The organism is Janthinobacterium sp. P210005 (assembly GCF_036231865.1).
GTDB lineage: Bacteria > Pseudomonadota > Gammaproteobacteria > Burkholderiales > Burkholderiaceae_D > Janthinobacterium > Janthinobacterium kumbetense.
The window spans coordinates 699,341-719,366 of record NZ_JAZARC010000002.1; the positions used below are offsets into that span (position 1 = coordinate 699,341).

16 protein-coding genes are annotated in these 20,026 nt (G+C 64.5%); 9 read left to right on the plus strand and 7 right to left on the minus strand.

Translation table 11 applies throughout. The annotated features are described in order from the left end of the window. The first annotated feature begins 39 nt into the window (after positions 1 to 39). Complete coding sequence (locus VPH40_RS13140; protein WP_289906017.1) at positions 40 to 1,017, plus strand: DUF1852 domain-containing protein; 978 nt, start codon at positions 40 to 42, stop codon at positions 1,015 to 1,017. Positions 1,018 to 1,044: 27 nt separating this feature from the next. Next, on the plus strand, positions 1,045 to 2,073 hold the full coding sequence (locus tag VPH40_RS13145) for a methionine synthase (protein ID WP_328573626.1): 1,029 nt from the start codon (positions 1,045 to 1,047) through the stop codon (positions 2,071 to 2,073). A gap of 112 nt (positions 2,074 to 2,185) precedes the next feature. Here VPH40_RS13145 and VPH40_RS13150 read toward each other — a convergent pair whose 3' ends face one another. Next, positions 2,186 to 3,865, minus strand: coding sequence for a methyl-accepting chemotaxis protein (locus tag VPH40_RS13150; RefSeq protein ID WP_328573627.1), 1,680 nt, complete (start codon positions 3,863 to 3,865; stop codon positions 2,186 to 2,188). A 268-nt stretch (positions 3,866 to 4,133) separates the two neighbouring features. Between VPH40_RS13150 and VPH40_RS13155 the strand changes: the two genes are divergently transcribed. Beyond that, positions 4,134 to 6,563, plus strand: a complete 2,430-nt coding sequence (locus VPH40_RS13155) for a DUF3772 domain-containing protein (RefSeq protein ID WP_305056451.1) — start codon at positions 4,134 to 4,136, stop codon at positions 6,561 to 6,563. Here the strand turns inward: VPH40_RS13155 and VPH40_RS13160 are convergent. Continuing rightward, positions 6,560 to 7,048 carry a DUF2938 domain-containing protein gene (locus VPH40_RS13160; protein ID WP_328573628.1) on the minus strand — a complete coding sequence of 163 codons (489 nt, stop codon included), beginning with the start codon at positions 7,046 to 7,048 and terminating at the stop codon, positions 6,560 to 6,562. The genes VPH40_RS13155 and VPH40_RS13160 overlap by 4 nt on opposite strands. A 59-nt stretch (positions 7,049 to 7,107) precedes the next feature. On the opposite strand from VPH40_RS13160, the gene VPH40_RS13165 reads away from it, so the two are divergent. The 4 genes from VPH40_RS13165 to VPH40_RS13180 all read left to right on the plus strand — a co-directional run bounded on the left by VPH40_RS13165 (position 7,108) and on the right by VPH40_RS13180 (position 11,127). Continuing rightward, positions 7,108 to 7,752 carry an ArsR/SmtB family transcription factor gene (locus VPH40_RS13165; RefSeq protein ID WP_251349615.1) on the plus strand — a complete coding sequence of 215 codons (645 nt, stop codon included), beginning with the start codon at positions 7,108 to 7,110 and terminating at the stop codon, positions 7,750 to 7,752. After that, on the plus strand, positions 7,752 to 8,264 hold the full coding sequence (locus tag VPH40_RS13170; RefSeq protein WP_328573629.1) for a ClbS/DfsB family four-helix bundle protein: 513 nt from the start codon (positions 7,752 to 7,754) through the stop codon (positions 8,262 to 8,264). Before VPH40_RS13165 ends, VPH40_RS13170 begins: the two co-directional genes overlap by 1 nt. A 95-nt stretch (positions 8,265 to 8,359) precedes the next feature. Next, positions 8,360 to 10,075 (plus strand): NAD+ synthase, encoded by a 1,716-nt coding sequence (locus tag VPH40_RS13175; protein WP_328573630.1) that lies wholly within the window; start codon positions 8,360 to 8,362, stop codon positions 10,073 to 10,075. After that, positions 10,072 to 11,127 (plus strand): bifunctional nicotinamide-nucleotide adenylyltransferase/Nudix hydroxylase, encoded by a 1,056-nt coding sequence (locus VPH40_RS13180; RefSeq protein ID WP_328573631.1) that lies wholly within the window; start codon positions 10,072 to 10,074, stop codon positions 11,125 to 11,127. Before VPH40_RS13175 ends, VPH40_RS13180 begins: the two co-directional genes overlap by 4 nt. 23 nt (positions 11,128 to 11,150) lie before the next feature. On the opposite strand, the gene VPH40_RS13185 is transcribed toward VPH40_RS13180, so the two are convergent. After that, entirely contained in the window at positions 11,151 to 11,960 is an 810-nt protein-coding gene (locus VPH40_RS13185) for a hypothetical protein (protein WP_328573632.1), read from the minus strand. 139 nt (positions 11,961 to 12,099) lie between these two features. Continuing rightward, positions 12,100 to 13,002 carry a LysR family transcriptional regulator gene (locus tag VPH40_RS13190; RefSeq protein WP_328573633.1) on the minus strand — a complete coding sequence of 301 codons (903 nt, stop codon included), beginning with the start codon at positions 13,000 to 13,002 and terminating at the stop codon, positions 12,100 to 12,102. Between the two features lie 127 nt (positions 13,003 to 13,129). Between VPH40_RS13190 and VPH40_RS13195 the strand changes: the two genes are divergently transcribed. Both VPH40_RS13195 and VPH40_RS13200 read left to right on the plus strand, forming a co-directional pair. Continuing rightward, on the plus strand, positions 13,130 to 14,551 hold the full coding sequence (locus VPH40_RS13195) for an MFS transporter (protein ID WP_328573634.1): 1,422 nt from the start codon (positions 13,130 to 13,132) through the stop codon (positions 14,549 to 14,551). After that, positions 14,548 to 14,946: a DUF4440 domain-containing protein gene (locus VPH40_RS13200; protein WP_328573635.1), complete on the plus strand. Its 399-nt coding sequence runs from the start codon at positions 14,548 to 14,550 to the stop codon at positions 14,944 to 14,946. Before VPH40_RS13195 ends, VPH40_RS13200 begins: the two co-directional genes overlap by 4 nt. Position 14,947: 1 nt before the next feature. Here VPH40_RS13200 and VPH40_RS13205 read toward each other — a convergent pair whose 3' ends face one another. From VPH40_RS13205 to VPH40_RS13215, 3 genes are read right to left on the minus strand one after another with little or no spacing between them, the layout of a single operon-like run. Beyond that, positions 14,948 to 15,523, minus strand: a complete 576-nt coding sequence (locus tag VPH40_RS13205; RefSeq protein ID WP_251349627.1) for a DUF1349 domain-containing protein — start codon at positions 15,521 to 15,523, stop codon at positions 14,948 to 14,950. Between the two features lie 25 nt (positions 15,524 to 15,548). Then, entirely contained in the window at positions 15,549 to 16,937 is a 1,389-nt protein-coding gene (locus tag VPH40_RS13210) for a TolC family protein (protein ID WP_328573636.1), read from the minus strand. Next, positions 16,934 to 20,026, minus strand: coding sequence for a MexW/MexI family multidrug efflux RND transporter permease subunit (locus tag VPH40_RS13215; RefSeq protein WP_328573637.1), 3,093 nt, complete (start codon positions 20,024 to 20,026; stop codon positions 16,934 to 16,936). The genes VPH40_RS13210 and VPH40_RS13215 overlap by 4 nt, the downstream gene beginning before the upstream one ends.

Below are 20,026 nucleotides of genomic sequence, written 5' to 3' on the forward strand. Positions count from 1 at the left end.
CCATTCATCCTTTCGCAGAATTCAGGACACCAGATCACCATGAGCAAAGATTTTGCATTCAGCATCAAAAGCATTATTTTCGATGAAAACTATCATCCATCGGACAATACGCGCCTGACGACCAACTTTGCCAATTTGGCCAGGGGAACGAGCCGCCAGGAGAACTTGCGCAACACCCTGAAAATGATCGACAGCCGTTTCAACAGCCTGGCGCATTGGGATAACCCGAAGGCGGACCGCTACTCTGTCGAGCTTGAAATCATTTCCGTCGAATTGAATATTGACGTCAAAGGCGGCAATATCCCCTTGATCGAGATACTAAAGCCGACCATCATCGACAAAAAAACCGGCGAACGCATCGCCGGCATTGCAGGAAATAACTTCTCCTCTTACGTCCGCGATTACGACTTCAGCGTGTTGCTGCCAGAGCACAACAACAATCAATCTGCATTCAGCGCACCGGAGGATTTCGGCGATTTTCATGGCAAGCTGTTCAAGCACTTTGTCAGGTCAAATACTTACAAGGAACACTTCAACAAGGCGCCCGTTATCTGCATCAGCGCCTCGAGCAGCAAGACCTATCAGCGCACTGAAAATCAGCACCCCATCCTGGGCGTCGAGTATCAACAGAATGAATTTTCATCGACGGATGAATATTTCGAAAAAATGGGGATGCAAGTTCGCTATTTCATGCCGCCAAACAGTGCCGCCCCCCTGGCTTTTTATTTTATCGGCGACCTGCTGGGTGACTACAGCAATCTTGAGCTGATCGGCACCATCAGCACGATGGAGACGTTTCAAAAGATTTATCGGCCCGAAATCTACAATGCCAATTCAGCGGCGGGAAAAGTTTATCAGCCTAGCCTGAAGAATCAGGATTATTCGCTGACGCAAATTGTCTATGACCGGGAAGAGCGCAGCCAGCTGGCCGTCAAGCAGGGAAAATATACGGAAGAGCATTTCATCAAGCCGTACAAGCATATTCTGGAACAATGGGCTGCCAATTACGCTCTCTGATTAATCAAATACACGACATCAATCATCATGAAAAAATTATTGCCTACTTCAACTGCCGGCAGCTTGCCCAAACCTTCCTGGCTGGCGCAGCCTGAAAAGCTGTGGTCGCCCTGGAAATTACAGGACGAGGAATTGATCGAAGGCAAACAGGATGCCTTGCGTTTGTCGCTGCAGGAACAACAGCAGGCCGGCATCGATATCGTCAGTGATGGCGAGCAGACGCGCCAGCATTTCGTCACCACGTTTATCGAGCATCTGAGCGGCGTCGATTTTGACAAACGCGAGACCGTCAGAATCCGCGACCGCTACGATGCGAGCGTGCCGACCGTCGTTGGCGCCGTGAGCCGCCCGAAACCGGTGTTTGTCGATGACGCCAGGTTTTTACGCCAGCAAACCACGCAGCCGATCAAATGGGCGCTGCCAGGTCCGATGACGATGATCGATACGCTGTATGACAGCCACTACAAGAGCCGCGAAAAACTGGCCTGGGAATTTGCCAAGATCCTGAATCAGGAAGCCAGGGAACTGGAGGCGGCCGGCGTCGACATCATCCAGTTTGACGAACCGGCATTCAATGTTTTCTTTGATGAAGTCAATGACTGGGGTATTGCCACCCTGGAGCGGGCGATCGAAGGGCTCAAATGCGAAACGGCCGTGCATATTTGCTATGGCTACGGCATCAAGGCCAATACGGACTGGAAAAATACGCTGGGCTCCGAATGGCGTCAATATGAGGAATCGTTCCCCAAGCTGCAGCAATCGAATATCGACATCATCTCGCTGGAATGCCACAACTCGCGTGTGCCCATCGACCTGATTGAACTCATACGCGGCAAAAAAGTGATGGTCGGCGCCATCGACGTGGCAAACAATGCCATTGAAACGCCGGAGGAAGTGGCCGACACCCTGCGCAAGGCGCTGCGGTTTGTCGATGCCGACAAACTCTACCCGAGCACCAACTGCGGCATGGCGCCCTTGTCGCGCCGCGTAGCCAGAGGCAAGCTCAATGCGCTCAGTGCCGGCGCGGAGATCATCCGCAGAGAAATCTTGGCCTAGCCGCGCCGTGGCAAACTGGATTGTTGATTGACATGGATCAGGTCACGTAACAGGAAGCAGCCCATGCTGCATGACGCCACAGGCGCCGAGAGGCACCTGTGGCGTTGCTGTCTTAGAACTCTTCCCAGTCGGATGACGCCGTTGCCGCCGGTGCAGCTTTGCTGGCGGCCGGTACGCGCAGGGCGACGGCTTGCTGGCGCGGTACGGTTGTCGCGGCGATTGCCGGCTTGCTTGCCGGTGCGCCGGCTTCCAGCTTGAAGGCGCTCACCACCTGCGCCAGGGTAGCCGCCTGCTCCTGCATGGCAGCGGCGGCGGCCGCCGATTCTTCCACCAGGGCCGCGTTTTGCTGGGTGACGTTGTCCATTTCGCTGATGGCCTGGTTGATTTGCTCGATGCCGGCCGTCTGCTCCGCGCTGGCCGAGGTGATTTCTTCCATGATGTCGGTGACGCGGCGCACGCTGTCGACCAGGTCGCTCATGGTGTCGCCCGCTTGGTGCACGAGCTCGCTGCCGGCCGCCACGGTCTGGGTCGAGTCGTCGATCAGGGTCTTGATTTCCTTGGCCGCGGCGGCCGAGCGGTGCGCCAGGCTGCGCACTTCCGTCGCCACGACGGCAAAGCCGCGGCCCTGTTCGCCCGCGCGCGCCGCTTCCACGGCCGCGTTCAAGGCAAGAATATTCGTCTGGAAGGCGATGCCGTCGATGACGCCGATGATGTCGGCGATCTTGTTCGACGAGGCGTCGATTTGCCGCATGGTCGCCACCACTTGCGCGATGACGGCGCCGCCGCGCTGCGCCACGCCGGAAGCCGTGTCGGCCAGCACGTGCGCCTGGCGCGCATTGTCGGCATTCTGCTTGACGGTCGAGGTCAGCTCTTCCATCGATGACGCCGTCTCTTCCAGCGAGCTGGCTTGCTGCTCCGTGCGCGCAGACAGGTCCAGGCTGCCCGCCGCCACTTCGGACGAGGCCGAGGCGATCGTTTCCGTGCCGGTGCGCACCGTGCCCACCGTTTGCGCCAGGTTGTCGTTCATGCGCTTGAGCGCCTGCAACAGTTGCCCCATTTCATCGCTCGATTGCACGGTGATCTGGCTGCGCAAATCGCCAGCGGCCACCGTGTTGGCCACCTGCAGCGCCGTGGTGACGGGGCCGGTGATCGAGCGCGTGATGCCATACGCCAACGCCGCCGCGATGGCCAGCGCCGCCAGCGACATGCCGATCAGCAAGGTACGCGTGTTGGCATAGGTGGCATTCGCGTTGTCGCCTGCCGTGTTGGCCAGGGTATTTTGCAAGCTGATCTGTTCAGCAATCAATTGTTTGTAGACGAGCAATACGGGGCGCAGCTGGCCGTACAGGTAGGCGCTGCTGTCGTCCGGCGTGCCGCTACGGATCAGTTCAAGCAAGGCTTCCTGCCCCTGCGCATAGCGCGTGTTGGCGTCGTTCATCTTGGCCAGCAAGGCGCGTTCACGGTCGGAATCGAGCATGCGGGCGAGCTTGCCGAGATTGCCGGCCGCCGCCTGGCGCGCGGCCAGGATGGCGTCCGTTTGCTTGCGCTGGTCGGCCGGATCGGCGCTGAGCATCATGTTGCGCAGCGCGATGGCGATGTCGTTGATGTTGGCTGACACGCTGTTGGCGAGCTCGATCTTCGGCATGCTGTCATGCACGATATGGCCGGTGCCCTGGTTGATCTTGCCCAGCATGGCGATGCCCAGGCAAGAGATGATGATCAGCATGGCGCCGATGGCGCCAAAGCCTGTGGCGAGGCGTGTGCCGATGGTCAGGTTGGATAAAAACTTCATGGCTGTCTCAATACGGAGGGAATGGTGAAAAGGTCGGCGGCGTGCAGATGGGTGCCGCGCCGCCAAGCGGACGACGATCCTAGACCTTTTTGAATGACATTTCCATAGGGCAATATGCCTAGTCGCGCCTGGAGGCACACGCCAGTTCCGCTGATCCTGCGGCTTGCCGGTGTTTTCAGCTATATTGGCAGGCACCCGCCGGGCGGCACGCCATGACCGGCGCCGCCGTCAGTCCGGCAGTTTTTCTCATTTTCAGGCATAGGTCCGCATGACTTCTTTCCGTCTCCGTTTCTTCCCTTTCCTGCTGGCATTGTTGCTGGCGTGCTCGCTATCCGCGCCGCCCGCCTGGTCGCAGCCCGTCGATGACGCCGCCACGGCCGACCAGCGCCTCGACGGCTTGCGCAAGCAAATTACCGGCATCCAGAAGGCGCTCGATGGCGAGGCCGATCTCGATGACGCGACCCTGTCGCAGATGCGCGCCGATGCGCTGGCGGCCAGCACCGAAGCGGACAAGGTGGCCGACGCGCTCGCGCCGACATTGTCGAGCGTGCAGGCGCGGCTGGCCGAGCTGGGCAAGCCGGCGGCGGGGGTAAAAGATGCGCCCGACGTGGCGGCGCAGCGCAGCCAGCTGGACCGCACCAGCAGCGCGCTTGATGCGCAGGTGAAACTGGCGCGCTTGCTGGCCGTGGAAGCGACGCAGGCCTCGGAGCAGGTGTCGACGGTGCGCCGCGCGCAGTTGCAGGCGCGCCTGGGTGAACGCACGGCGTCGATTTTGGCTGGTTCTTTCTGGAAACAGCTGCATGCGGAATTACCGCAGAACTTGCAGCGCCTGCGGGCGCTGGAGCTGGAGTTGGCGAACGCGGCGAGCGCCACGCCGTGGTCGGCCTGGGGCGGCTTGCTGGCCGCCATCGTGGCCGTGATCGGCGCCAGCGTCTGGGCTTCGCGCTACCTGCTGGTAGTCACGGCCACGCGCGTGCCGCATGGCCGCTTGCGCCGTTCCTTGCATGCGCTGGCCGTGCTGGTGCTGGCGCTGGCCACGCCGGGACTGGTGGCGGAATTGCTGGCCATGGGCTTGCGCTGGGAGGGCGGCCTGTCGGACAAAACCTCGACTTTCCTCAGCAGCTTGATCGGCATCATCTGTTTTGCCGGTTTTACGGCGGGACTGGGCCACGCGCTGCTGTCGCCACGGCGCGTGTCGTGGCGTTTGCTGCCCTTGCCTGACGCGCTGGCGCACCGCATGCGCAACTTTCCATCGATGTTTTCCTTCATCGTCGTGCTCGTGTGGGCGACGGAACGGGTCACCATCGTCATCAATGCGGGCCTGTCGACGGCCGTGGCCGTCAACTGCATCGTCGCCCTGGTGATGAGCACGACCATCGCCTACGGCTTGATGCGCGCCGAGCGCTGCTGGCGCCAGTTGCGCGAGGCCGATCCCGCCACCCTGGTCACGCCGCTGTGGCTGCGCTGCGTCACGGTGCTGTTGTGGCTGGCGCTGGCGTCCAGCGTCATCAGCTTGCTGGTCGGCTATGTGGCGTTCGGCAGCTTTGTCGCCAAGCAAATCGCCTGGGTCATCGTGGTGCTGTGCAGCACCTATCTGCTGACGGTGCTGGTCGACGATATCTGCATGCTGCTGGCTTCCACCCCGCCCCCGCCGGATGTGGCCAACCCCGTGCTGGCCACGCCGAAGGCGCGCGACCAGGCGGCCGTGCTGCTGTCGGGCATAGGCCGCGCCATCGTCGTGCTGCTGGCCCTGATGCTGCTGCTGGCGCCGTTCGGCGAAGGGCCGGGCGAGCTGTTCCAGCGGGTCGGCAAGCTGCAGGATGGCCTGGCCATCGGTGAGGTGGCGATCCGCCCTGCCGCGCTGATCCAGGCCTTGCTGGTGTTGCTCGCCGGTTTTGTTGCGCTGGGCCTGTTCAAGCGCTGGCTGCAAAACAGTTATTTGCCGACCACCAACCTTGATTCCGGCATGCAAGTGTCGTTCATCACGCTGTTTGGCTACATCGGCGGCGTGCTGGCCGTGGCGCTGGCCCTGTCGGCCGCCGGCATCGGCCTGGAACGCATCGCGTGGGTGGCGTCGGCCTTGTCGGTGGGTATCGGTTTTGGCTTGCAGGCGGTGGTGCAGAACTTCGTCTCCGGCCTGATTTTATTGGCCGAACGTCCGGTGAAAGTGGGCGACTGGGTGTCACTCGGCGGTGTGGAGGGCGACATTCGCCGCATCAACGTGCGCGCCACGGAAATTCAACTGAGCGACCGCTCGACGGTGATCGTGCCGAACTCGGAATTCATCACCAAGACGGTGCGCAACGTCACCCTGGCCAATCCGCTGGGCCTGGTGCAAGTCAAGCTGCCGTTGCCGCTGGGCACGGATGCGCAAGCGGCGCGCGCGCTGATCCTGTCCACCTTTGTCGACAATCCCGACGTGCTCGACACGCCGGCGCCCAGCGTACAGCTCGACGGCATCGACAATGGCTTGTTGCTGTTCAACGCCACCGGCTATGCCTCGTCGCCGCGTTTGACCTCGGGCATCCGCAGCGCGCTGCTGTTTGAACTGCTCAAGCGCCTGGACGCGGCGCATATCGCGATCGCCAAGCCCAGCACGATGGTGCTGAGCACGGTGCCGGCCCAGCCCGAGGCACCGGCCATGTCGGCGGTGGCAGCCGCGCCGGCGCCCGCGCCCGTGCCGCCGCTGACATCCTAGCGGACCGTCGACCACAGCAGCGCCGCCAGGTACAGGCCGATGCCGAACGCCGTGTGGGCCATCAGGCTGCGCAGGCGGGCGGCCGTCGGATGCGGCGTCTTGCTGGCGGCCAGGCCGGCGCCCATGCCCGGCTGCAAGATGCAAAACGGCGCGGCCACGCTGACGAGGCCCGCCAGCAGGGCCGGCGCGAAGGTCGGCGCTTGCACCCACCTCTCACCCACCAGCGCCAGCAGCACGGCCGCAAACAGCACGCCGATCGCATAGTGAGCCGTCCAGCCCAGGATGGCTTCATCGCGCACGGGCGCCGCCTGGGCGATGTTGGCGTGGGTGAATGTGCCGCGCGGCAGATGGCCCAGCCAGCGTCCCACCATCGCAAAGTTCAGCGAGGGAATGCACCAGAAACGTTTCAAGGCCACCGCCCACACATCCATCACCGCCGTCGCGCCCGCGCCGATCGCCAGCGCATCGAGCCAGAGTATTTGCATTGCTGTCCCTAACATTCAATTGATTGCTTGAATGTTATAAGGGTGCTAGCATCGTGTCAATGAAAAATGCCGATATCGAACTTCTCACCGGTTCCGCCGGGTTTGCCCATATTTTAGGCAGCGCGCCGCGCCTGCGCCTGCTCGAGCAGATCGTGCATGGCGAGTATGCGGTGGAGCAATTGGTGGAGTTGACGGGCTTGTCCGTGGCGAATACCTCCCAGCATTTGCAGCAGTTGCGGCGCGCCGGTTTCGTGCTGGCGCGGCGCGACGGCAAGCGCGTGCTGTACCGGCTGGGCAGCGGCCCCATCGTGCAACTGCTGGCCGCGCTGGACGTGTATGCGCAGCACCAGCGCAGCGAATTGCAGGCGCTGGGCCGGGGCGACCACGTGGAAGCGATCACGGGCGACGAGTTGCTGGAACGCATGCGCGAAGCCAGCATCACCGTGCTCGACGTGCGGCCGGCGCAGGAATTTGCGGCCGGCCACTTGCCCGGTGCGGTCAATATTCCCTTTGATGACTTGCAGCGCCGCCTGGGCGAATTACCGGCGAATGCAGAAATCGCCGCCTACTGTCGCGGCCCGTATTGCGTGCTGTCCGTGCAAGCCGTGGCGGCCCTGCGCCAGCACGGCTTGCATGCGCGCCGTCTCGGCAGCGGCTACGACGATTGGCAGGCGGCCGGCTTGCCGGTCGTGAAGGCGGCCTGATGGCGATCCCCGACAGCAAGCAGGCACTGATAGCCGCCATCGACAGCACGTATGCGAAGTTGATGCAGGAGCTGGCGCGCGTGCCGCCGGCGCTGGCGCGGGAACCCGTGCTGGAAGGCCAAGTGGCGGGCACGCGCATGAGCGTGTGCGACTTGCTCGCCTATCTGGTCGGTTGGAATGAGCTGGTCTTGCACTGGCACGCGCAGCTGCGCGACGGCAAACGCATCGAGGACATCGCCTTTCCCGCCGAAGGTTTCACGTGGAACGCTCTGGGAAAACTGGCGCAGCGCTTCTATGCCGACTATGCTGACTTGAATATGGACGACTTGCTGCAGCGCCTGGCACAGGCGAAAGACCAGCTGCTGGCGCTGATTGAAAGCCATGACGATGCGCAATTGTATGGCCAGCCCTGGTACACGCATTACACGATGGGACGCATGATCCAGTTCAATACGGCGTCGCCGTATGCGAATGCGCGCACGCGCCTGCGGGCCTGGCTCAAGACCTTGTAGCACCCTGATCGGCAGGCTTGCACGATTGCATCAGTACGCTCAGAAAATTTTTCAGGCAGGATAGGGTTTTCAAGCGTAACCAATGAAGGATCGCCATGCTGACCATCGCCCTCGCCCAGATGAATCCCACCGTGGGCGACTTCGACGCCAATTGTGCCGCCATCATCGCGCGCATGGGCCGCGCCAGCAGCGATGGCGCCGACTTGCTCGTGTGTCCCGAGTTGTCGCTGTGCGCGTATTACCCGGGCGACCTGTTCGAGGACGCCGCCTTCCTGCGCGACATGCAGCAGGCGCTGGATCAGCTGCTGCAAGCGTCCACGCGCTGGCCGGCGCTGGTCACCGTCATCGGCACGGCGCGGCCCAATCCCGGCGTCGGCAAGCCCCTGTACAACGCCCTGCTGGCGATCCGCGACGGGCGCATCGTGGCCGAATACTACAAGCAGCTGTTGCCGACGTATGGCATCTTCGACGAGGGCCGCCATTTCGAGCCGGGTCCGCCCGGCGCCTGCACCCTCGATATCGCCGGCTGCAAGGTCGGTTTCATGATTTGCGAGGATGGCTGGAACGACGATGGCCGCGCCTACGCCGTCAACCCGTTCGACGCCCTGCACGCGGCGCGGCCCGACCTGGTCGTCAGCATCAACGCCAGCCCGTCCGACATCGGCAAGCGCGCGCAGCGCCATGCCGTGTTCGGCGCCGCCTGCGCGCGCGTGAACTTGCCTTTGCTCTTCGTCAACCAGGTGGGTGGCCAGGATCAACTCGTGTTCGACGGCGCCTCGTTCGCCATGTCCCCCACCCTCGGCGTGCAATTCGAGGCGGCCCGCTTCGTCGAGGATTTTCAATTGCTGCGCTTTGCCGACGGCGGTTTTACGCGCACGGACGGCGCGGCGTTTCCCGTGCCCGACCCGGACGGCATCCCCGCCGTGGAATTTGCGCGCCGTCAAATCGTGCTCGGTTTGCGCGACTATGCGCGCCGCTGCCGCTTTACGAAAGTCGTCGTCGGCTGCTCGGGCGGCATCGATTCGGCGCTGACCCTGGCCCTGGCCGTCGAAGCCCTGGGCGCGGACAACGTGGTGGGCATCACGATGCCGTCCGTGTTTTCCAGCGCCGGCTCCGTCACCGATTCCGTCGCCCTGTGCGCCAACCTGGGCATCGTCCTGCACACGCATGCCATCCGCGACATCGTGGCGCAATACGAAGCGGGCTATGCCCAAGCCTTCGACGGCAAGCTGCAGGGACTGCCGCTGGAAAACCTGCAGGCGCGGGTGCGCGGCACCATCCTGATGGAATACTCGAACGCCTTTGGCGCCCTGCTGCTCACCACCGGCAACAAGAGCGAAATCTCGGTGGGCTACTGCACCCTGTATGGCGACACGAACGGGGGACTGGGATTGATTGGCGACCTGTATAAAACGGAGGTGTTCGCCCTGTCGCGCCACCTCAACGCCAGTGCCGGGCGCGAGCTGATCCCCGTCGCCGTGCTCGACAAACCCCCGTCGGCGGAACTGGCGCCGGGCCAGCGCGACACCGACAGTTTGCCGCCCTATCCCGTGCTCGATGAAATCTTGAAATGGCATATCGAGGGGCGTCGCCTGCCGGCGCAAGAAAGCGCGCAAGCCTTGACCCTGGTCGACCAGCTGCGCGAGACGGACGAGGGCCGCGCACTGGTGACGCGCATCCTCGGCATGGTCGCCCGCAATGAATACAAACGGCGCCAGGCGGCGCCCATCATCCGCGTGCGTTCGCGCGCGTTTGGCAGCGGGCGTCAATTGCCGATCGCCGCCCACTACCCCACCGGAGACGACGCATGAGCTCATCCTATCCTGCCGACGCGGCCATCCTGATCGGCCGCTTCCAGCCTTTTCACAATGGCCATGCGGGCTTGCTGCAAAAGGCGCTGGCCACCGCCGCCAGCGTCGTGGTGGTGCTCGGTTCCGCCTTCCATGCGCGCAGCCCGAAGAACCCGTTTACGTGGCAGGAGCGGGCCGCCATGATCGCCGCCACCCTGCCCGAGGTGCAGCGCGCGCGCGTGCATTACGTGGCCGTGCGCGATTACTACGACGATGGCCTGTGGGCCGATGCCGTGCGGCGCGCCGTGGCGGGCGCCGTGCCCGCGGTGCAGCGCGTCACTCTGGTGGCCTGTTTCAAGGACGCCACCAGTTACTACCTGCACCACTTCCCGCACTGGCAGTTGCTCAACCTGGAGATCGATCCCGGTGCGTCCATCGGCGCGACGGCGATCCGCAACGTGCTGTTCGAGGCGGAAGACGTGGACGTGTCGCTGAGCGCCGTGGCGCAGCTGCTGCCGGCGGCCATCGGCCAGTACTTGAAAGCGTGGACCTTGTTGCCGTGGTACGCGCCGCTGGTGCAGGAATACCGCGCCATCGAAGCGTACAAGGCGCGCTGGCGCACGGCGCCGTATGCGCCCATCTTTTGCACCGTGGATGCGCTGGTGCAGACGGGCGGCCACGTCTTGCTGGTGCGCCGCGGCGGCTATCCTGGCAAGGGCTTGTGGGCGCTGCCCGGCGGCTTCCTGGAGCCGCGAGAACGCCTGCTGCAGGGCGCCCTGCGCGAACTGGCGGAAGAAACCCAGCTGGGCGTGCTGGCGCCCACCCTGGTCGAGGCGCTGGTCGGCGTGGCCGTGTTCGACCATCCGGACCGCAGCCAGCGGGGGCGCACCATCACCCATGCGCATTATTTCGACTTGAAGACGCGCCAGCTGCCGGCCGTGACGGCGGCCGACGATGCGGCGCTGGCGCAGTGGGTGCCGGTGAGCGCCCTGCCGGCCATGGAAGAGCAATTCTTCGAAGACCACTTCCACATCCTGAACCACTTCCTCAAGCTCACGCACGAGGGGCGCTGACAGAGCCATCCCCTCGCCGCGCGTCAGGACGTGATGCGCTCCCAGCCATGTCTGATGGCCGCCTTGAAGTTGTCCCACGCCGATTGCGGATACGTGTGCTCCCACGTGGAACGCAGCTCCGCTTCCACCTCATCCCACGGGCGGCCCCGGTAGCTGTCGCTGTTCGCCATCGAATGGCCATAGCGGTAGGCGGGATCGTAGTCCTCGAAGCGCGCGCCGGTGGCGACATAGGTGGCGCTCCAGTGGTTGCGGTAGTACTGCTCGTCGTCGTAGCTGGTGCCCGGCAGGTTGTCGGCGCTGGGGTAGCGGCGCGCGTTGGCGCCCGCGCCGGATGACGGCGGCGCCATGCCGCCCGCAAATTGCTGCGATGCCGCCGTCTCGTTCAGGTTGCCGGCCGACGCGCCCTGCTGCATGCTGGCGCCCTGGCGCCGCGCGCTGTCGTCTTGCGGCGCGCCCTGCCAGCCGCCGGTGCGCCAGTGCTCGGCGTGCGCATCGATGTCGAGCGGCGCATAGCGCTCGACGAGGTCGGTGGCGCGCTGGATATCGGCGTCGCTCGCCCCTTCTAGTGTCAGCACGACATGCCCGCGCCGCACGGCTTCCGCATAGATGTGGCGGTCGGCGTGGCTGCCGAACAGGTCCGTGAAGAAATGTTTGACGCTGTCGAGCAGGCTGTCGCTGTCGTCGCGGCGGATGTTTTCCGTGGCGGAAAAGTCGTCACTGCCCGCATCGTGCAGGCGGATGTTGGCGCCGGGAAAGCCCGCCGTGATCAGGTCGTGCCGGGCGCGCTCGGCCATGTCGCGCACGGCGAAAACTGCTGCCAATGTATGTGCCATGATGGTCTCCAATCGGTGAACAACGTCCTTCCAGTGTAGGCCGTGAAAAGCGAAATGGGCGCTCGTTTGCCCTTTGGAAATCGTTGTATTCAACAAGTATTGACGACGTGACATGGGCGCCGTGGCGCCACGTGAAACCTCAGGCGGGCATGCCCACGAACGCGCGCAAGAAGTCGATAAACGCGCGCACTTTTTCCGCAATATGCTGGGTGTTCGGATACACGGCATACACGCCCTGTTCCGGGAAGACGACGTCGGGCAGCAGACGGCGCAAACGTCCCGCGCGCACGTCCCCTTCCACCTGCCATTGCGGCAGCAGGGCCACGCCGCAGCCGCCCAGGGCAAAGCCCAGCAGGGCCGAGGCGGAGTCGGAATGGATGGCGGCGTCGTCCTGCGCGACGAAGACGGCGGCACCGTCGGGCGTGTGCACGTCCCAGCGCAGGGGCGTAGCGAGCCGGCTGTGCGCCAGCCAGCGCGCACGCTGCAAGTCGGGCAAGGTGGCGATGTCCCGGCCGGGCAGGCTGGCCAGGTAGGCGGGCGAGGCGACGGGCCAGATCGCATACGGCTCGATCAGCGCGGCGCGGTAGCTCGAATCGTTGAGTGAACCCATGCGGATGGCCAGGTCGTAGCCGCCCGAGATCAGGTCTTCATGCGAGGACGACGAGGAATGCTGGATCTGCAGCTGCGGATGGGCGGCGGCAAAGGCGATCAGCGCGGGGATCACCGTGCGGCTGCCGTATTCGACGGTGGTGGTCAGGCGCAGGGTGCCGCGCAAGCCCTGGTGCCCCTGGCGCGCCGTCTCGATGGCGCCCTGGGCTTCGCTGAGCACGCGCTGGCAATCCTCGTAAAAGCGCCGTCCCACGTCGGTCAGCGCCAGGCTGCGCGTGCTGCGCGTCAGCAGCGACACGCCCAGCTCCGCTTCCAGCTGTTTCAAATTGAAACTGACGACGGCCTTGCTCTGGCCCAGCACGGCGGCGGCCGCCGTGAGCGAGCCGGCGTCGACGATGGCGATGAAAATACCCAAACGGTCAAGACTGATCATAAATAACTATGAGGATACATGCGGGTTGCGGGAGTTTGTCAAAATTTCTTTGACAGTGTAATCGGGGCTGGCCCGTTACGCAAATGGCGCTGGACGCTTAAGCTGGCCGTTTGCCATTCGGAGCACCATGGACTATCGCAAAAAGGTCGCGGCCATCTATCTGCTGGGGTTTTTCGTCGACCTGATCAACATGTTCATCACCAGCGTCGCCTATCCCGACATCGGCCATGCCCTGCACGCCTCGGTAGCGCAGCTGGCCTGGATCAGCACGGCCTACATCCTTGGCCTGACCATCGTTATCCCCGCCAGCGCCTGGCTGGCTGCCTATTATGGCAGCAAAACCGTGTTCATGGCATCGTTGCTAACATTTTTATGCGCCAGCATCGGCGCCGGCCTGGCGCCCTCGATCGAGGCGCTGATCGCCTGGCGCTGCGTGCAGGGCCTGGGCGGCGGCTTGCTGATCCCGCTGGGGCAAAGCATGACTTACCAGCTGTATCAACCGGCCGAGCGTCCCGGCCTGTCGTCCGTCATCATGCTGGTGGGCTTGCTGGCGCCCGCCCTGTCGCCCGCCTTGGGCGGCGTCATCGTCGACAGCCTGTCGTGGCGCTGGATTTTTTATCTGAACGTGCCGTTTGCCGCGCTGGCGCTGCTGCTGGCCGCCTGCTGGCTGCGCCCCGACCCGCCGCGCGCGCAAGTGCCCCGCCTCGACACGGGCGGCCTTGTGGCGGGCAGCACAGCCATCCTTTTGCTGTTGCTGGGCTTGACGATGCTGGGCACGCCGGGCGAGCTGCTTGCCGGCGCCGGCGTGCTGGCGCTGGGCACCGCCTGCGCCTGGGTCTACGTGCGCGGCGCGCTGCGCAAATCCACGCCGCTGCTGAACCTGCGCCTGGCCGCCGAACCGCTGCTGCGCATCGCCATGCTGATGTATCTGCTGGTGCCGGGCGTCTTCATGGGCGTGAGCCTGCTGGCCATGCTGTATTTGCAGGGCGTGCTGGGCATGTCGGCGTCGACGGCGGGCGCGCTGATGCTGCCGTGGGCGCTGGCCTCGTTTGCGGCCATTTCGCTCACGGGAAAAAGCTATCGCCGCGTGGGGCCGCAACCCTTGTTCATCGCTGGTGCGTTGCTGCAGGCGGCGGGCATGCTGATGCTGCTGCGCGTGGATGCGGCGGGCCAGTTGTTCTGGCTGGCCGGCGCGTATGCCGTGATGGGCTTTGGCGGCGGCTTGTGCAGCAGCACGGCGCAAAGCACGGCCTTCCTGCGCACGCCGGATGGGCAGCTGAGCCAGGCCAGCGCCGTGTGGAATATCAACCGTCAGCTGGGCTTTTGCCTGGGCGTGGCGCTGCTCAGCGTACTGCTCAACGGCTTGCTGGCGGCGCAGGGAATTACGTCGCTCGACGACCCCGCCCAGCACCTGCGCGCGGCGCAGGTTTTTCACTGGTGTTTTGCGCTGGCCGCCAGCGCGTGCGTGCTGCCTTTGGCGCTGTGCGCGCGCATCGATAACCGCGCCGTTCTCGACCTTTTACATCACCATGGAGCAGCAAAAAAATGAAGACAACGAACCCCTGTTTTGACGATGTGTTATCCACGCATGTGCTGATCCGCGAGTGGCTCTCCGGCGTAGCCACGGCGCCCGAATATTGCGCCGATTTGCTCGCGCGTTTTTCGCCCGGTTTCACGATGGTGTCACCGGGCGGCAAGCAGCTCGATCATGCCGGCTTGACGGCATTTTTCCAGGGCGCCGGCGGCAGCCGTCCGGGCCTCATCATGCGTATTTCCGACCTGGCATTGATCCAGGACAACGCCACCGGCGCCAGTGTGACTTACCGCGAGCATCAATCGCTGCCGGGGGGAGAAAATACGGAGCGGCTGTCGACCGTCGTGTATGAGAAGACACCGGCTGGGACGCTGCTGTGGCGCCATTTGCACGAGACGTGGATCGCCTGATTTAACTCAAATCGTGCAAGTCTTTTTGCTGCGCCGGGCCGATGGAAAACCGGGAAAACACCACCTCCAGGCCACCCCGTTCCGGCGTGCAGCACATGGGGCCGACGCGGTAGCTACCGGCCTCGGGAAATGGCGCCAGGCGCAGCAGCGGCCAGCGCTGGCCATCGGTCGAATACTGCACGCGGATCGCGCCTTGCGCCACCGTCACGCGCAGCCAGAAACCGTCCGGCATGGCGGGAGCGCTGCTGACGGCCCAGTCGGATTTGTCCTGCGTCAATACCGTGCTCAATAAGAGCTGGCCGTCGGAAAATTCGACGCCGCACTTGATCCAGTTTTGCTCGTCGATGCGCACCATCATGCCGGCCTGGTCGTACAGCGCGGCGTACTGCGCCGCCACGTGCAGCTGCGCCGTGAAATCGCCGTCGATTTGCGTGCCGAAAAAATGGCCGCTGTCGCGGATAAAACCATAGTGAGTCTTGCGCCAGAAATCCGTATTTGCGTCCGTCGTCACGCGCAATTGCGCGCCGTCGGCGGACCAGTTTTCCGGTGGATTGAGCCAGCTGCCTTGCGTGAACATCGCGTGCCTTTCCGAGCTAAAAAGATCACATAGTGTGCCCCCATCCCAGCGCCTTGTACAGGGCGATCGCATCGATGTAGGACGCCGTTTCCGCCAGCAGCGCTTCGCGCCGGATATCGTACAAGGCGCGCTGGTTTTCCAGCACGGCCTGGTAGCTGCCGGCACCGCCCGCATAGCGCGTGCTGGCGATGCCGAGGGCCGCGTTGCCGTGGCGCGCCGATTCCAGCAGCGAGGCCAATCGCGTCTGGTTTTCCGCCAGCTGCGTAACGGCGTTTTCCACCTCTTCCTGCGCCAACAGCATCGTTTGCGCATAGCGCGCCAGCGCGCCCTGCGCTTCGGCCTGCGTACCGCGCAAGCGCGCCTTGACGCTACCCAGGCGGAAGGCCGGATAGCTGACGGAGGGCGCCACGTCGAAGGCGCGCGCGCCGCCGTCGAACACGCCGCTGCCGCGCAGGGCAAAGAAGCCCAAAAAGCCGCCCAGGCTCAGGCGCGGATACAGGTCCGCCGTTGCCGCCCCCACGTCTTCGCTGGAAGCGGCCAGCAGGCGCTCGGCGCGCACCACGTCGGGACGCTGCTTGATCAGGCGGTTCACGTCGCCCAGCGGCAGCTGGCCGGCCAGCGGCGCCTGCTGCCGCGGCGTGGTGGCCAGAGCGATGGCGCCCGGCGCCTGGCCGCTCAGCACATCGAGCCGGTACTGCGCCTGGCGCAAGCCCGCCTGCAACGGCGGCAAGGCCGCCTCGCTGCGCGCCAGGTTGGCCAGCGCGTTGTGGCGCTCTTCCGGCAAGCCGCTGCCGGCGCGGATGCGCGCATCGATCAGGGCGATGGTGTCGCGCCAGCTTTGCACTTGCGCCTGCGTCAGCGCCAGGTTTTGCTGGTAGCCCAGCGCCTCGTAGTAATTGCGCGCCACTTCGGCGGCGATCGTCAGCTGCACTTGCCGCAAATCGGCCTGCGCCGCGTCGGCGCGCGCCTGCGCCGAGCGGGTGATATGCGCGAGGCGGCCGAACAGGTCGATCTCCCATTGCGCATCGAACCCAACGCGCGTGCTGGTGCTGACGGCGCGGCTGTCTGGCGCATCTTGCTGCACGCTGCGCTGCCACCCCGCCTGGCCCGTGACGGCGGGCAGTTCATCGAGGCGGCGCTCGTCGAAGGTGGCGCGCGCGGCCAGCAGATTCGCTTGCGCCTGCGCGATATCGAGGTTGTGCGTCAACGCGCTGGCGATCAGCCGCGACAGGCGCGCATCGTCGAAAAACGTCCACCAGGCGGCTTCGCTGGCAGCCGTTTGACCTGGCGCAAACTGCGCCTGCTGCGGACTGGCCAGGGCGATGGCGGGCGTGGCCGGCGTGACGTAGGCGGGGCTGACGGCGCAGCCGGCCAGCAGGGGGAAAAGGGAGACGAGATAGCGGTAATTTTTCATGGGGCTTCCTTCAGCGCGTGCGACAGATCGCGCGCGCGCGGCGTGGCATGGTCGGCCGTGTGGCGGCGGGCCAGAAAGGTGTACACGGTGGGCAGCACGAACAGGGTAAAAAAGGTGCCGATCAACATGCCCGAAACGATCACCACGCCCAGGCCGAAACGGCTGTTGGCGCCGGCGCCGGACGCGAACAGCAGCGGCACCAGGCCCACCACCATGGCCGCCGTCGTCATCAGAATCGGGCGCAAGCGGATTTGCGCCGCCTTGCGGATGGCGCTGAGGCGGTCCAGCCGTTCATGCACCTGCAATTCGTTGGCAAATTCCACCATCAAGATCCCGTGCTTGCTGATCAAGCCGATCAGGGTCACGAGGCCGATCTGCGTGTAGATGTTGACGGTGGCGTAGCCCAGCGCCAGCGGGATCAGCGCGCCGCAAATCGACAGCGGCACCGTGATCAGGATGATCAAAGGGTCCGTCAGGCTTTCATACTGCGCCGCCAGCACCAGGTAGATGACGACGACGGCCGCCAGGAAGGCCAGCAGCAGCGCATTGCCTTCCGTGGCGAATTGGCGCGCGTCCGATTGCCAGTCGTAGCTGAAGCCGGGCGGCAGGGTTTTCGCCACGCCGTCGAGGAAGGCGACGGCGTCGCCCAGGGTCACGCCCGGCGCCGGCACGCCCTGGAAGGTGGCCGCATTTTGCTGGTTGAACTGGGTCAGCATGTTCGGCTCGATCTGTTCCGTCACCGAGACGACGGCGGACAGGGGCAGCAGGCTGCCATCGTCGGCGCGCACGTACTGCTGCGTCAGGGCTTGCGCCGTCAAGCGTTGCTCGCGCGGGCTTTGCGCGATGACGTCGTAGGCGCGGCCATCCATGCCGAAGCGGTTCAGGTAGTTCTCGCCCACCAGCACGGCCAGCGATTCGCCGATGTCCTGCATGCGGATGCCCAGGCTGTTCGCCTTGGAGCGGTCCACGCGCACCTTGACGACGGGGTTGTTGTAATCGAGGTCGCTGTCGACGACGGCAAACAGGCCGCTGTCGCGCGCGCGCTGCTTGACGTCTTCCATGGTGCGGAACAGGGTGGCGTAATCCTGCGCGCTGCGCAGCACCATTTGCACGGGCAAGCCGCCGCTCGATCCGGGCAAGGGCGCCAGCTGGAAGGCGAAGATGCTGGTGCCTTCCACGTCGCCCACGGCATGCTGCAATTCGGCCTGGATGACGGCCGCATTGCGCGAGCGTTCGGCCCATGGCGTCAGGTTGATGCCGCCGATGCTAGACGCAGGCCCCTCGCCGCCGTTGATGATCCAGCGCGAGTCCGTTTCGGGGATATTTTTGTAGATCTCATCGAGCTTGTACGAAAAGCGTTCCACGTAATCGAGGTTGGCATGCTGCGGCGCCTTGATCGCCGTCAAGACGCTGGCCTGGTCTTCCGCCGGCGCCAGTTCGCGCTGCGGCAGCAGGTACAAAAACGGCAGACTGACCATCACCAGCGCGGCGAAACCGGCGCTCAGCCAGCGGTGGTGCAGCGAGCGGTCCAGCAGGCGCGCGTAGCGGCTGGTGAGGCCTTCGAAGAAATGCTCGGCGGCGCGCGCCATGCGCCCTTCCGCTTGTTTCGGCTGCAGCAGCAGGGAGCTCATCACGGGCGACAAGGTCAGCGCCACCACGCCCGACACCACCACGGCACCGGCCAACGTCAGCGCGAATTCCTTGAACAGCGCGCCAGTCAATCCTCCCATCATGCCGATCGGTGCATACACGGCCGCCAGGGTGATGGTCATGGCGATGACGGGGCCGGCCACTTCGCGCGCGCCCACCAGGGCGGCCGCCACGGGCGTCTTGCCTTCCTCGATATGCCGGTGCACGTTTTCCACCACGACGATGGCGTCGTCGACCACCAGACCCACGGCCAGCACCATCGCCAGCAGGGTCAGTAAATTGATGCTGAAGCCGAAGGCCAGCATCAGCGCCGCCGCGCCCAGCATCGACAGCGGGATCGTCACGACGGGAATCAGCACGGAGCGCAGGGAACCCATGCACAGGTAGATGACGATGACGACGATGAGCAGCGCTTCGAGCAGGGTGTGCGCCACCTCGTCGATGGACGACTGGATGAAGCGCGCCGTCTCGAACGCCAGCTCGACTTTTACGCCCGGCGGCAGGGTTTTCTGGATTTCCGGCAGCAGCTTCTTGATGCCGTCGACGATCACCAGCGGGTTGCCGCCGGGCGTGGGCGACAGGCCCAGATACACGGCCGGCACGCCGTCCATGATGCCGCTCGTCTCCGTGGCGGCCGCGCCCAGTTCCACCGTGCCCACGTCCTTCAGACGCACGAGGGCGGCGCTGTCATCGCCGCCCTTGCGAATGACCATGTCGCGGAACTGCGCCACGCTGGTCAGGTCCGTGTTGACGCTGATGTTCGCGACGACGAATTGTCCCTTCACCTTGCCGGGCGCCGCCTGGTAGTTATTGCGCCGCACGGCGTCGGCCACGTCGGCCGCCGTCAAGCCGCGCGCGGCCAGTTTCGCCGGGTCGATCCACAAACGCATGGCCAGCTGCTGGCCGCCATACACGTCGACTTTCGCCACGCCGTCGATGGTGGCGAACATCGGCTGCACCACGCGCGCCAGGTAATCCGTCAGCGCGGGCGCGGACACGCTCTCGCTGGCAAAGCCGACGTACGCCACGGCCGAGGAATCGCCGGCCGCGCGCTCGATCACGGGGTCAAAAGCGCCTTCCGGCAATTTATAGCGCACCTGGTTGACCTTGGCCATGACTTCCGTCAACGCTTGCGTGGAATCGCGGTTCAATTCCATGCGCACGGTGACGGTGCTGCTGCCCTGCACCGACGACGACGTCAGGTAATCGATGCCTTCCACCGACGATACGGCTTGCGCGATGGGCTGCGTCACGAAACCCTGCATCAGTTCCGCCGAGGCGCCCGGATAGTTGGTCGTGACGGTGATGGTGGACGATTCGAGCATCGGGTATTGGCGGATCGGCAGCTGCAGGATGGCGATCACGCCCAGCATCAGAATCAAGGTGCTGATCACCAGCGCCAGCACGGGGCGGCGCACGAATAAATCGGTAAATTTCAT

Bases quoted from the DNA above. Each gene is read 5' to 3' on its own strand.
- VPH40_RS13140 (WP_289906017.1), top strand. From the start codon at position 40: ATGAGCAAAGATTTTGCATTCAGCATCAAAAGCATTATTTTCGATGAA.
- VPH40_RS13145 (WP_328573626.1), top strand. From the start codon at position 1,045: ATGAAAAAATTATTGCCTACTTCAACTGCCGGCAGCTTGCCCAAACCT.
- VPH40_RS13150 (WP_328573627.1), bottom strand. From the start codon at position 3,865: ATGAAGTTTTTATCCAACCTGACCATCGGCACACGCCTCGCCACAGGC.
- VPH40_RS13155 (WP_305056451.1), top strand. From the start codon at position 4,134: ATGACTTCTTTCCGTCTCCGTTTCTTCCCTTTCCTGCTGGCATTGTTG.
- VPH40_RS13160 (WP_328573628.1), bottom strand. From the start codon at position 7,048: ATGCAAATACTCTGGCTCGATGCGCTGGCGATCGGCGCGGGCGCGACG.
- VPH40_RS13165 (WP_251349615.1), top strand. From the start codon at position 7,108: ATGAAAAATGCCGATATCGAACTTCTCACCGGTTCCGCCGGGTTTGCC.
- VPH40_RS13170 (WP_328573629.1), top strand. From the start codon at position 7,752: ATGGCGATCCCCGACAGCAAGCAGGCACTGATAGCCGCCATCGACAGC.
- VPH40_RS13175 (WP_328573630.1), top strand. From the start codon at position 8,360: ATGCTGACCATCGCCCTCGCCCAGATGAATCCCACCGTGGGCGACTTC.
- VPH40_RS13180 (WP_328573631.1), top strand. From the start codon at position 10,072: ATGAGCTCATCCTATCCTGCCGACGCGGCCATCCTGATCGGCCGCTTC.
- VPH40_RS13185 (WP_328573632.1), bottom strand. From the start codon at position 11,960: ATGGCACATACATTGGCAGCAGTTTTCGCCGTGCGCGACATGGCCGAG.
- VPH40_RS13190 (WP_328573633.1), bottom strand. From the start codon at position 13,002: ATGATCAGTCTTGACCGTTTGGGTATTTTCATCGCCATCGTCGACGCC.
- VPH40_RS13195 (WP_328573634.1), top strand. From the start codon at position 13,130: ATGGACTATCGCAAAAAGGTCGCGGCCATCTATCTGCTGGGGTTTTTC.
- VPH40_RS13200 (WP_328573635.1), top strand. From the start codon at position 14,548: ATGAAGACAACGAACCCCTGTTTTGACGATGTGTTATCCACGCATGTG.
- VPH40_RS13205 (WP_251349627.1), bottom strand. From the start codon at position 15,523: ATGTTCACGCAAGGCAGCTGGCTCAATCCACCGGAAAACTGGTCCGCC.
- VPH40_RS13210 (WP_328573636.1), bottom strand. From the start codon at position 16,937: ATGAAAAATTACCGCTATCTCGTCTCCCTTTTCCCCCTGCTGGCCGGC.
- VPH40_RS13215 (WP_328573637.1), bottom strand. From the start codon at position 20,026: ATGAAATTTACCGATTTATTCGTGCGCCGCCCCGTGCTGGCGCTGGTG.